The organism is Mycobacterium sp., from assembly GCF_036490025.1.
GTDB lineage: Bacteria > Actinomycetota > Actinomycetes > Mycobacteriales > Mycobacteriaceae > Mycobacterium.
Genome location: NZ_DASXEP010000062.1, coordinates 1 through 12,035, shown reverse-complemented (window position 1 = coordinate 12,035; position 12,035 = coordinate 1). Strand labels below are relative to the sequence as shown.

General features: G+C 67.6%; 12 protein-coding genes. 4 read left to right on the top strand and 8 right to left on the bottom strand.

What is annotated here, in order from left to right:
* Positions 1–107, top strand: a 107-nt coding sequence (locus VGG53_RS07020) for a hypothetical protein (protein ID WP_331517310.1), incomplete at its 5' end; no start/stop codon positions are given.
* Positions 108–447: 340 nt separating this feature from the next.
* Here VGG53_RS07020 and VGG53_RS07015 read toward each other — a convergent pair.
* The 6 genes from VGG53_RS07015 to carD form a co-directional block, all read right to left on the bottom strand.
* Complete coding sequence (locus tag VGG53_RS07015) at positions 448–1,407, bottom strand: glycerophosphodiester phosphodiesterase (protein WP_331517307.1); 960 nt, start codon at positions 1,405–1,407, stop codon at positions 448–450.
* Between the two features lie 23 nt (positions 1,408–1,430).
* Complete coding sequence (rlmB, locus tag VGG53_RS07010) at positions 1,431–2,363, bottom strand: 23S rRNA (guanosine(2251)-2'-O)-methyltransferase RlmB (RefSeq protein ID WP_331517306.1); 933 nt, start codon at positions 2,361–2,363, stop codon at positions 1,431–1,433.
* The gene (gene cysS / locus VGG53_RS07005; protein WP_331517305.1) at positions 2,353–3,765 is read right to left on the bottom strand and encodes a cysteine--tRNA ligase; all 1,413 of its coding nucleotides are present in this window, start codon (positions 3,763–3,765) and stop codon (positions 2,353–2,355) included. Before cysS ends, rlmB begins: the two co-directional genes overlap by 11 nt.
* Positions 3,766–3,919: 154 nt before the next feature.
* The gene (gene ispF, locus VGG53_RS07000) at positions 3,920–4,405 is read right to left on the bottom strand and encodes a 2-C-methyl-D-erythritol 2,4-cyclodiphosphate synthase (protein WP_331517304.1); all 486 of its coding nucleotides are present in this window, start codon (positions 4,403–4,405) and stop codon (positions 3,920–3,922) included.
* Positions 4,402–5,073 (bottom strand): 2-C-methyl-D-erythritol 4-phosphate cytidylyltransferase, encoded by a 672-nt coding sequence (gene ispD, locus VGG53_RS06995; RefSeq protein ID WP_331517303.1) that lies wholly within the window; start codon positions 5,071–5,073, stop codon positions 4,402–4,404. Before ispD ends, ispF begins: the two co-directional genes overlap by 4 nt.
* A gap of 25 nt (positions 5,074–5,098) precedes the next feature.
* Positions 5,099–5,587 (bottom strand): RNA polymerase-binding transcription factor CarD, encoded by a 489-nt coding sequence (carD, locus tag VGG53_RS06990; protein WP_331517301.1) that lies wholly within the window; start codon positions 5,585–5,587, stop codon positions 5,099–5,101.
* 314 nt (positions 5,588–5,901) lie between these two features.
* Between carD and VGG53_RS06985 the strand changes: the two genes are divergently transcribed.
* Genes VGG53_RS06985 through disA form a run of 3 tightly spaced genes read left to right on the top strand, consistent with a single transcriptional unit; the run spans position 5,902 to position 9,075 of the window.
* Positions 5,902–6,492 (top strand): hypothetical protein, encoded by a 591-nt coding sequence (locus tag VGG53_RS06985; protein ID WP_414688902.1) that lies wholly within the window; start codon positions 5,902–5,904, stop codon positions 6,490–6,492.
* 40 nt (positions 6,493–6,532) lie between these two features.
* Positions 6,533–7,963 (top strand): DNA repair protein RadA, encoded by a 1,431-nt coding sequence (radA, locus tag VGG53_RS06980; protein ID WP_331517300.1) that lies wholly within the window; start codon positions 6,533–6,535, stop codon positions 7,961–7,963.
* Positions 7,963–9,075: a DNA integrity scanning diadenylate cyclase DisA gene (gene disA, locus VGG53_RS06975; protein ID WP_331517299.1), complete on the top strand. Its 1,113-nt coding sequence runs from the start codon at positions 7,963–7,965 to the stop codon at positions 9,073–9,075. The genes radA and disA overlap by 1 nt, the downstream gene beginning before the upstream one ends.
* Before the next feature lie 10 nt (positions 9,076–9,085).
* On the opposite strand, the gene VGG53_RS06970 is transcribed toward disA, so the two are convergent.
* Both VGG53_RS06970 and VGG53_RS06965 read right to left on the bottom strand, forming a co-directional pair.
* Positions 9,086–9,877 carry a hypothetical protein gene (locus VGG53_RS06970; protein ID WP_331517308.1) on the bottom strand — a complete coding sequence of 264 codons (792 nt, stop codon included), beginning with the start codon at positions 9,875–9,877 and terminating at the stop codon, positions 9,086–9,088.
* Between the two features lie 4 nt (positions 9,878–9,881).
* On the bottom strand, positions 9,882–12,035 hold a 2,154-nt coding region (locus VGG53_RS06965), incomplete at its 5' end, for an RND family transporter (RefSeq protein ID WP_331517298.1).

The window sequence follows — 12,035 nt, the reverse complement described above, 5'->3', positions numbered from 1 at the left end:
CGGCGAGCGTCGGCGAATACACCAGGCTCGGGTTGTGCACGGTGCCCACGGCGTTGGTGGCGGCGGTATTGGCGCTGTGGGCCGGTGTGCGACTGCTGGGTCTTTAGACAGCGGTAGTCCAATCCATTCCGACCGCAGCTCTCGGCTGGTTAATGACTACCGGGCAGCAGCGCGCGTAGCCCGTCGACCATGGCCAGACTGGTGTCCCGGTCCCTGGAGCGCGCGCTGACCAGGACGCCCACGAGGCGGCGTAGAACACGTCGACGAGCCGCTCGAGCGGAGCGGGCAGCGTCTCCCCGGCATTGACTGCCCGGGTGGCGGCCGCCCGCACGGCAGCCCGAATTCGGGCGAGGTGGCGACGGGTGAGGACTGACACCTGCGCACCCTGACCTCGAAACGCACTTGGCAGCATCGGGGTCGAGTTCGGCGGTCAGACGTTCGTCGGGTCTAGCGACGGTAAGCCAGCGGCAACGGCATACCGAGTTCTTTCATCACACCCCGTAGCCGGGCAGGGTAGTTGGTGATGATGCCGTCGACACCGTCGGCGATCTGGGCCCGCATGTCGTTGGCGTCATCGACCGTCCACGGAGTGACTCTGAGGCCCAACGAATGTGCCTGGTCGACCAGAGGCTTGTCCACCAAAGGGTAAGCGGGCGAAAGGATGTTCGCGCCGACCAGGGTGGCGCCGATAACCGGATCACCGACCGGTGCGGGGTTGATGCCGGCCAGCCAGGGCGAATCCCGAACCCAGGTTTGCTCATCCCACAAAGCCACCAGCGGAATCGACGGCTCGGCCTGGTGCACGAGCGGCAACGTTCGCCAGTCGAAGCTTTGGATCGCCACCCGATCGACCTTGCCTGCCGTCCTGACTGCCGCCAACACCACGTCGACGAACTCGCGCGGATCAGCCGAGATGGACGGGCGATCGGCGGCGACCTTGGTCTCGATGTTGTAGCGCACATCGGCCCGATACGACTCGGCGAGGGAGAAGACTTCGGACAAAGTGGCTATTCGGTTGCCCCACACCACTTCAGCATCGGAGAACTGGCTGTTCGGTTTGCCGCAGTCCAGCGTTCGGATCTGCGCCAAGGTCAAGTCGTGCACCAGTTTTCCGACGTAGGGATACGACGGATCGCCGGCGACCGCCGGCGCGGTGTCCGAGCATTGTTGCGGGTCGATGGCGGGGTCATGCCAGACAAGCGGCTGGTGGTCTTTGGTGATGTTGATATCGAATTCGATTGTGCTGACACCGAGTTCGATCGATTTGGCGAAGGCCCGCAGCGATTCACCGGTCGTCTCGCCGCGTCCGCCGGCGTGGGCCTGCAGGTCGAAATCGGGCGACTGCGCCGCCACGGGCGCGGCCAGACCCAGCACGGCGAGAACCACCAGCACCGCGCCAAGGCGCAAGGGCCACCGGGCAGCCAATTCGGCTAGCGCCTGCGCTGACGGGCGATTTCGGCCAGCACAACCCCGGCGGCCACCGAGGCGTTCAGCGATTCGGCACGACCAGACATCGGAATCGACACGACCGCATCGCAGTTCTGTCGCACCAACCGGGACAACCCCTTGCCCTCTGATCCGACCACCACCACGACCGGGCCGCCACCGTCGACATCGTCGACATCGGTGTCACCCTCGGCGTCGAGGCCGATGATCTGCAGGCCTCGGTCGGCCCAATCCTTAAGTGTGCGATTCAGATTCGTCGCGCGCGCGACGGGAATCCTTGCCGCCGCACCGGCACTGGTCCGCCAGGCGACCGCGGTCACCGACGCCGAACGCCGCTGTGGGATCAGCACCCCGTGGCCGCCGAACGCCGCGACCGAGCGGACAATCGCACCCAGGTTTCGCGGATCGGAAATGTTGTCCAGCGCGGCCAGCAACGCGGGCGGGGTGCCCAGCGCGATCTGGAGCAACTCGTCGGGATGCAGGTAGTTGTACGGCGGTACCTGTAACGCGATCCCCTGGTGCAGCCCGTTGGTGGTCATCCGATCCAGGTCGGTCCGCGGGACTTCGAGGATCGCGATGCCGGTATCGGCTGCCAGAGTGACGGATTCGGTGAGTCGCTCGTCGCCCTGGGCGCCGAGCGCAACGTAGAGCGCGGTGGCCGGGACGCCGGCGCGCAGGCATTCCAGCACCGGGTTGCGTCCCAGGACGGTTTCGACGCCGTCGTCCTTGCGTTGAGCAGGCCGGCGCGGTTGCGCCTTGAGCCGCTTGGCAGCCGGATGGTTGGGGCGCATATGGGCGGGCGGAGTGGCCCCGCGCCCCTCCACCCCGCGGCGCCGCTGGCCGCCGGAGCCGACAGTCGGGCCCTTCTTCGTGCCGGCTTTGCGCACCGCTCCGCGGCGTTGCGAGTTACCGGCCATCGACGTGGGTCCCCAGCGACCACTGCGGGCCATCGACGGTGTCGGTGACCTCGATGCCGGCGTCTTTGAGCCGATCCCGGATCTCGTCGGCGAGCTTCCAGTCCCGCTGCACGCGGGCCTGTTCGCGCCGCTCCAGCTCGGCGCGCACCAGCACGTCGACGGCGCCGAGTGCGGCCGACGTCTCGTCGTGGGATTCCCAGCGCTCGTCGAGCGGGTCGCAGCCGAGAATGCCCATCATTGCCCGGATCGCGCCGGCGTTGGCCAACGCGGCGTCGTGCTCACCGGCGTCGAGTGCGCGATTGCCCTCCGCGCGGGTGTGGTGCACTTCGGCCAGCGCGACGGGTACTGCCAGGTCGTCGTTGAGCGCAGCGCCGAACCGCGGCGTCCAATCACCGGGCTCGACGGCGCCGACCCGGGTACGTACCCGGTGCAGAAAATCCTCGATGCCGACGTAGGCGTTGACCGCGTCCTGCAACGCCGTCTCGGAGAACTCCAGCATCGAGCGATAATGCGCGCTGCCCAGGTAGTACCGGAGCTCGGCGGGGCGTACCCGCTGCAACATCGCCGGAATCGACAGCACATTGCCCAGCGACTTGCTCATCTTCTCGCCGCCCATGGTGACCCAGCCGTTGTGCAGCCAGTACCGGGCGAACCCGTCGCCGGCCGCGCGGCTTTGCGCGATCTCGTTCTCGTGGTGCGGGAAGACTAAATCCATTCCACCGCAATGGATATCGAACTGCGGGCCCAGATACTCGTGGGCCATCGCCACGCATTCGGTGTGCCAGCCGGGGCGTCCGCGCCCCCAGGGCGTCGGCCATGACGGCTCACCGGGCTTGGCGCCCTTCCACAGCGTGAAGTCACGCTGATCACGCTTACCGGTCGCTACTCCCTCGCCTTGATGGACGTCATCGATCTTGTGCCCAGATAGCTGGCCGTATTCGGGGTAGCTCAGTACGTCGAAGTAGACGTCGCCACAGCCGGTATAGGCGTTGCCGGTCTCAATCAGCCGCTCGATCAGCTCCACCATCTGGGTGATGTGGCCGGTGGCCCGCGGCTCAGCCGACGGCGGCAAGACGCCCAGCGCGTCGTAGGCGGCGGAGAACGACCGCTCGTAGGTGGCCGCCCATTCCCACCACGGCCGGTCTGCCGCGGCGGCTTTGTTGAGGATCTTGTCGTCGATGTCGGTGACGTTGCGGATGAATGCGACGTCGCAGCCCCGCTCCGTGAGCCAGCGGCGCAGGATGTCGAACGCCACCCCGCTGCGCACGTGGCCGATGTGCGGTAGGCCCTGCACGGTGGCGCCGCACAAATAAATGGAGACGTGCCCAGGCTGCAGCGGGACGAACTCGCGCACGGCACCCGTTGCCGTGTCGTGTAGCCACAGGTCGGCGCAATCGGTCACGACGTGCCAGCTTACCGGGCCGGATACGGCATCGAGCACCACTGCACCGCCGTCGGGCCGATTCCATCGACAAGGCCCGCCGGATACAGAGCGAGCGTTCACCGGCAAGGGAAACGATCACCGCGATGCGAAAGATCGTCGGGCGGTGCGGCGGCTAGCGCGCCGTGTCTTCGACCCCCACCAGCAAAGCCGTCGCGATAGCGGCCCGGCCCTCGCCACGCCCGGTCAGCCCCAACCCGTCGGTGGTGGTCGCCGACACCGACACCGGCGCATTCAGCACCCCGGACAGCGCCGTCTGCGCCTCAGCGCGACGGGGACCGATCCTTGGCCGGTTGCCGATCACCTGGACGGCCGCGTTGCCCACGCGGTAGCCGTGTCGTGCGATCAGATCCGCGACGTGGCGCAGCATCGTCATACCGGCGACGCCGGCCCACCGCGGGTCATCGACACCGAACACGTCGCCGATATCGCCCAGTCCGGCGGCCGACAGCAGCGCGTCGCACAGCGCGTGCACGGCCACATCGCCGTCGGAGTGCCCGGCGCAGCCGTCGACGTCGGGAAATCGCAGGCCAAGCAGCCAGCATGGTCTGCCGGGTTCGATGACGTGCACATCGGTGCCCACGCCCACGCGAGCGTTCACTGGTTGACGATCGCTTGTGCCAACAGCAGGTCCAGGCGGGTGGTGATCTTGAATGCCAGCGGATCGCCGTCGACCACCTGCACCTGACCGCCGACGTGCTCGACCAAGGCGGCGTCGTCGGTGAAGTCCGCGGTTCCGGCCCGTTCGTAGGCACGCAGCAGCAGCTCGGTGACAAAGCCCTGCGGGGTCTGCACGGTGCGCAGGCCCGCCCGCTCCGGCGTCCCCAGCACCGCGCCGTTGGCATCGACGGTCTTGATGGTGTCCGAGAGCGGCAGAACGGGCACAACGGCCGGATGCCCGGCTCGCAGCGCCTCCACGACGCGGACCACCAGCGCGGGCGGTGTCAGGGCACGGGCCGCATCGTGTACCAGCACGAAGTCGGGTTCCGCTGACTCCGCGACAGCCGCCAGGGCCCGGCCGACCGAGTCGCCCCGGTTGGCTCCGCCGGCGACGACGGTCGCATGCCGGCCCAGGATCAGCTTCGCCCGGTCGGTGCGGTCAGCGGGAACGGCAACCACCACGCGGTCGACCACGCCGGACTCCAGCAGACCGTCGACGGCGCGTTCGACGAGAGTGCGCCCGTCGAGCTGAAAGAAAGCCTTTGGAACACCGGCAGCCAGTCGTTCGCCCGACCCAGCGGCCGGAACTACCGCGACCGTGCCGGTCAATCCCGGTCCTTGCGTGTCAGGAAATTCAGGACGCGGCGGCCAGGACCTCGTCGAGGATGGTCTCGGCCTTGGCGTCGTCGGTGCTTTCGGCCAGCGCCAGCTCGCCTACCAAGATCTGACGGGCCTTGGCCAGCATCCGCTTCTCGCCGGCGGACAGGCCACGCTCCTGATCGCGGCGCCACAGGTCACGAACAACCTCGGCGACCTTGTTGACGTCACCGGAGGCGAGCTTCTCCAGGTTGGCCTTGTAGCGGCGGGACCAGTTGGTCGGCTCTTCGGTGTGCGGTGCGCGGAGCACCTGGAACACCTTGTCGAGGCCCTCTTGGCCGACCACGTCGCGCACGCCGACGTACTCGGCGTTGTCAGCGGGTACTCGAACTGTTAGATCTCCCTGGGCCACCTTCAAGACGAGATATTCTTTTGGTTCCCCTTTGATGGTTCGGGTTTCGATCGCCTCGATTAACGCAGCACCGTGGTGTGGATAGACAACGGTGTCTCCGACCGCAAAATTCATCAGTTTCGAGCCCCTTTCGTGACTCCATGCTAACACGCCGCGCCGACACGTGCGGAACAACGGTGCAGGTCAGGGGCACCGGGCATGCGGAGAGGGGGTTGACAGACGGAGAGTTTCGTGCAAGGCGGCTACCTGTCCAGAACCCGTTCGGCGCCGCCCGAAGGGTTCCAGCAGCGCGCCGTTTGAGGCGGTCAGGACGCTGCTGCGCTGCTCTGATCCAGCTGGGACGCCCTCAGCTACCGCGGGTCCGGCCGACCTACTACTGTGCATAGTCGAACCGCAGTGGCGTTCGTGAGCCGAGCAGGAGGCTTTGAGTGAACCGCTTTGACTACCGCGACTCGAAATCCCGCTCGAGTCGTCGCTCGGCAAAGCTCGCCGTGCTTGCGGCAGGGGGCTTGATCAGTGCGGCCGCGATCGCCGGCTGCGGCGCCGGTCAGGTGTCGCAGACTGCCATGCAGCAATCCGCAGTCGACGGCAACCAGGCGGCGATCAACAACGTCGCGTTGCGCAATGTTCGCATTCAGGCGCTGCAGACCGGTGACTTCCTCCGGCCGGGGACCACGGTGGATCTGGTGCTCGTCGCGGTCAACCAGTCGCCGGACATCACCGACAAGCTGGTCGGCATCACCACCGACATCGGCAAGGTGACCGTGACCGGTGATCCCACCCTGCCTGCCAGCGGTGTGCTGTTCATCGGTGGTCAGCAGGGCCACGGCAAGAAAGCCGTCGACGCCGTCGAAAGCGCCGACTCGGTCAAGGCGACTATCGCGTTGACCAAGCCGATCGCCAACGGCCCGAATTACGAGGTCACCTTCAATTTCGAGAAAGCCGGCAGCGTCAGCCTGGCAGTGCCGATTTCAGCGCCCGAAGCTCCGCAGCACAACGAATCGCCGGGGCCGGCCTAACCTCCGCCGATCTGTCGCACCAGCCGGATACCGTCACCGGGTGGCCAAGGCACGTTCGCAGTACCGCTGTTCGGAGTGCCGCCATGTCACCGCGAAATGGGTAGGACGTTGCCTGGAGTGCGGCAGCTGGGGTTCTGTCGACGAGGTGGCGGCGCTCAGCGCTGTCCGGGGCGGCACACGCGCCGTGGTGGGCCTGTCTTCGGCCGCCGTTCCGATCAGCTCCGTCGAGCCTGACGGCACCCGCCACTGCCCCACCGGTATCGACGAACTTGATCGCGTGCTGGGCGGCGGCGTCGTGCCGGGCTCGGTCACCTTACTCGCCGGCGATCCGGGGGTCGGCAAGTCGACGCTGTTGCTCAAGGTTGCCCACCGGTGGGCGGAGTCGGGGCGGCGCTCTCTGTATGTGTCCGGCGAGGAGTCGAGGGGGCAGATCCGGATGCGCGCCGATCGGACCGGCTGCAGCCACGACGAGCTGTACCTGGCCGCCGAGTCGGACTTGCACTCCGTGCTCGGCCATATCGAGGCGGTGCAGCCGACGCTGGTTGTGGTCGACTCGGTGCAAACCATGTGCAGCGCCGAGGCCGACGGCGTCGCCGGTGGCGTCACCCAGGTGCGCGCGGTCACCACCGCGCTCACCACTGCGGCGAAGACCACTGGCGTGCCGTTGGTCCTCGTCGGCCATGTCACCAAAGACGGGGCTATTGCCGGCCCCCGCTCGCTTGAGCATCTGGTCGACGTGGTGCTGCATTTCGAGGGAGACCGTAATTCACTGCTGCGAATGGTCCGCGGCGTGAAGAACCGGTTCGGCGCCGCAGACGAAGTCGGCTGTTTTCTATTGCAGGACAATGGTATTGATGCCGTTGCGGATCCGTCCGGGCTGTTTTTGGATCAGCGGCCGCAGCCCGTCGCGGGTACCGCGATCACGGTGACCCTGGACGGGAAGCGCCCGTTGGTCGGCGAAATCCAGGCGTTGCTGGCAACACCCTCGGGCGGCTCACCGCGCCGCGCCGTCAGCGGGATCGACCATGCGCGCGCCGCGATGATCGCCGCGGTGCTGGAAAAGCACGCCCGGCTCAAGATCGCGGTCAACGACGTGTACCTGTCGACCGTGGGCGGCATGCGGCTCACTGACCCGTCGTCGGACCTCGCAGTGGCGGTCGCGCTCGCGTCGGCATACGTGGACCTGCCGTTGCCGGCCACCGCTGTGATGATCGGTGAAGTCGGTCTGGCAGGCGACCTGCGACGGGTCAGCGGCATGGAGCGCCGGCTGGCCGAAGCGGCGCGGCAGGGGTTCACCACGGCGCTGATTCCGTCGGGCTGCGATGCCGTGCCGCGGGGTCTGACGACGCTTCAAGCGCCCACCATCGGCGCTGCGCTCGAGCATGTGCTCGACATCGCCGGGTACCGCGACAAGGCGCCGACACCACCACGTCGCCTGGACCCGCCGCCCACAGCGCACAATGACTGGTGATGAGTACGGCCAAATCGACCACGAACGGCGCAGCACAGCCGGCACGCCCCACCCTGCGTGAAGCGCTGGCACGGCTGGCGCCGGGCACCGCGCTGCGCGACGGCCTGGAACGGATCCTGCGTGGCCGGACCGGTGCACTGATAGTCCTGGGTTACGACGACAGCGTGGAAGCCATCTGCGACGGCGGCTTCTCGCTGGACGTCCGATACGCGCCGACCAGGCTGCGTGAACTCTGCAAGATGGACGGCGCCGTGGTGCTGTCCACCGATGGCAGCCGAATTCTGCGGGCCAACGTGCAACTGGTTCCGGACCCGTCGATACCCACCGACGAATCCGGGACGCGGCACCGCTCGGCCGAGCGATCCGCCAGCCAGGTCGGCTACCCGGTGATCTCGGTCAGCCACTCGATGAGCATCGTGACCGTCTACCTCAGCGGCGAACGCCACGTACTGGCCGACTCGTCGACCATCTTGTCGCGGGCCAATCAGGCCATCGCCACGCTGGAACGGTACAAGGCCCGGCTCGACGAGGTCAGCAGGCAGCTGTCGCGCGCGGAGATCGAGGACTTCGTGACGCTGCGCGACGTGATGACGGTCGTGCAGCGGCTCGAACTGGTCCGCCGGATCGGCGTGGAGCTCGACAACGAGGTCGTCGAGCTGGGCACCGACGGACGTCAGCTGCGGCTGCAGCTGGAAGAGCTGCTCGGCGGCAACGATGCCTCCCGCGAGTTGATCGTGCGCGACTACCACGCCAACCCCGAGCCGCTGTCCAAGGCCGAGCTTGCCGCGACGCTCGAAGAGCTGGACGCCATGTCGGACGCCGAGCTGCTCGACTTCACTACGATGGCAAAGGTTTTCGGCTATCCGTCGACGGCGGAAGCCCAAGACTCTGCGGTGAGCTCACGTGGCTACCGCGCGATGTCAGAGATCCCGCGGCTACAGTTCGCCCACGCCGACCGGCTGGTCCGCGAATTCGGCTCGCTGCAGGGCTTGCTGGCGGCCAGCGCCGGCGACCTGGAGGCCGTCGAGGGCATCGGCGAAATCTGGGCCCGCCACGTGCGAGAAGGACTGTCGCAGTTGGCGGAGTCGACGATCGGCGATCCGCTCAGCTAGACCGAGCGGACTAGCCTCCCGGGGCGGGGGCAGGACCGGGCAGCGGCCCGGGCATCTGCGCGCCGGGCAACCCGGGCGGCGGAGGCGGCGGCGCGGCACCCGGAGGTAGCGGCGGAGCCAGGATGAATGGAACCGCCAGCGAGCGAAGGTTTCCCAGCTGCACGACGAGGTTGTAGGTACCGGGTCCGATCGCCGGCCGCGGCAGCGGGCAGTGCGGAGCCGACCCCATGCCGGTCCAGGTGACGGCGGTGGTCACCTGCTCGCCGGGCGCGAACGTCTTGACCAGGGTCTCGTTGGACGGCGCGCAGTCCAGGTTGGACCACAGCCGCTTGTTGTCCAGCGAATAGACGTAGGCGGCCAGCACCGCGGCGCCGACGTCGCGCTTGCAGGCGACCAGCCCGATGTTCGTCACGACCATGACGAACTTCGGCTGATCACCGGTGGCGTACTGCGGCGCGTTGGTCAGGCCCTTGACGGCCAGCGTGGAGTCCGGGCAGTCGTCGCCTTCTTTGAGCACCGGCGGCGGCTGCACGGCGGCTGTGGGTGTCTCGGCCGGCTGGTCGGTGTTCTGACCGGCCGGCGGCTCCACCGGAGTCTTGACCTCGGGGTTCGACGCGTTCTGTCCGGCTTGTGTCGGCTTCTTCGCTGCGGAGGAGGTGTTGGCGCCGGCGCTTCCGCTCAGCACGGCAACGATGATCGCGACGACGATGGCGACCACGACGACCCCGACGCCTATCGCCAATCCCCGGCGTCGCCAGTAGATCTCCGGCGGCAGCGGGCCTCGCGGTTCCAGATCCAGCACATTCTCACGGTAAGGCCAGGTCACGTCGATAGCGTCGACCGAACCCGGCGTGTCGCCCAGTTAGCTGGGGAGACAGCCCAGCTGCGGCCGGTTGGGCGCGGCGCCGGTGTGCTCGTCGAGCGGGCAGACGCGGCCACCAGAACCAGCGACCGAGCAGAGCGACCAGCGACGGCATTAGAAAAGTCCGGACCAGCAAGGTGTCCAGCAGCAGGCCGATCCCGACAGTCAAGCCAACCTGCTCGATGCTGAGCACCGTGCTACCGACCAGCGCGAACATCGTGATTCCGAAGACGATGCCCGCCGTGGTCACCACACCGCCGGTGGCCGCGAATGCGCGGATGACACCGGTGCCGATACCTGCGGGTAGCTCCTCGCGAATCCGCATCGCCAGCAGCAGGTTGTAGTCGGCGCCGACGGCTACCAATGCGATGAAGGCCATCGGCGCCACCGCCCAGTGCAGCGGCTGGCCGAACAGGTGCTGGCTGACCAACACGCTGACACCCAGCGCCGAGGCATACGACACGATGACAGTGCCGACCACCGCCACCGCCGCCACCGGGCTCCGCAACATCATCGCGACGATCAGGAAGATCAGCGCCAGCGTCGCGCCGACCAGCAACACGATGTCGCTGTGCACCAGGTCCTGGAGGTCGCGGGTGGCCGGGCCGACGCCGGCCAGGCCCACCGACACCGGGGTCAAGGTCCCCTCTTTGGTCGCCTCGGCAACGGCGGTGTGGATCTGGCGGGCGCGTTGTGCGCCGTCCGCTCCCCGCTCCTGGCCATCGCCGTAGACCAGCAGATAGGTCACCCGGCCGTCCGACGAGACCAGGTCGTTCAACGCCAGCCGATACCGTGGATCGGACAGCGCGCGGTCGGGCAGGTAGAACCCGCCCGCGGCGCTGCCGCGGAAGCCCGCATCGAGCTCACGCAGATAGTCGGACACCTGGCGCACCTGCGGGGCGATCGAATCGGTGACACCGCGCAGCTCGCCGGCTGCCGCTTTGGCCTGACCCAGCACGTCACGCATCGACTGCAACGTCTGCGGCAACCCGGCGAACGCGGTGGTCGCAGCACCCGACCCAGACGTGATTTTGCCTGCACCGCTGGATAATTCGCCGGTGCTGCGGATGACGCTGTCGACGGGTTGGACGACGCGGGACACCAGCGAGCAGATCGCATTGGCCGGACAGTCCGGGCTGGCGTCGACGAAGTTCCGCAGCGGAGTCAGGTATCCAGAAATCGCATCGGCGTTATGCCGGATGCCGTCCATGCCCGCGCGCATATCGTCTGCGCCCGAACCGATCTCACGCAAACCGCCGGCACCGCCCTGCACGCCGCGGTTGACCTGGTCGAGCGCGGCAGTCATCTGCGACAGGATCGTGTCCAGGTCACCCAGTCGCCGGAATCGCTGCACGACAGCAGCCATGTCGTCGCCGAATTGCTTGCCGATCAACCCGGCCTGGTGGCTCAGTGTGGCCTCCTCGGGAACCGTGCCGGCCGGCCGACTCGCCGACTGCACCATTCGGACCCCGGGAATAGCCATGATCTGACGGGTGATCCGCTCGACCGCGATCAATGCTGCCGGGTTGCGCAGATCGTGGTCGGCCTCCACGGTCACCACATCGGGCAGCAGCCGGTTCGACGGAAAATGTTGGGCCATGGCCGTATAACCACTGTTCGACTCGGTCCCTGCCGGAGTCGCGGCCGGCTCGTTCCAGCCGGTCCGCATGCCGGCCAGCGGCAGGATCAAGATAGCGATCAACCCGCCGCTGACCACCAGGACAGGTCCCGGCCAGCGGGCGACAACGACGCCGATACGCCGCCACCGGTGGGCAATCACCGAGCGCCTGGGTTCCAGCATGCCGCGTCGGCCGGCCAAACCGATCAACGCCGGGGTAAGCGTGAGAGCGGCAGCCATGCTGACCAAAACGCCGATAGCGCAGGGTATTCCGGTGCTGCGGAACATGCCCACCTTGGCCAGGCTCAAACACGCCAACGCCGCGGACATGGTCAGCGCGGAGCCGATGACCACCGGCGCCACCCCGCGGTAGGCATCGACGAGGGCGCCGGCGCGGTCGCTGCCGCGGCGCCGGCCCTCGTGGTAGCGCCCGATCAGAAAGATCGCGTAATCGGTTCCGGCGCCGAGGATCATCGCCGC

Coding starts and splice junctions, on each gene's coding strand:
- rlmB (WP_331517306.1), bottom strand. CDS start 2,363: ATGGCCGGTAACTCGCAACGCCGCGGAGCGGTGCGCAAAGCCGGCACG.
- carD (WP_331517301.1), bottom strand. CDS start 5,587: ATGAATTTTGCGGTCGGAGACACCGTTGTCTATCCACACCACGGTGCT.
- disA (WP_331517299.1), top strand. CDS start 7,963: ATGAGTACGGCCAAATCGACCACGAACGGCGCAGCACAGCCGGCACGC.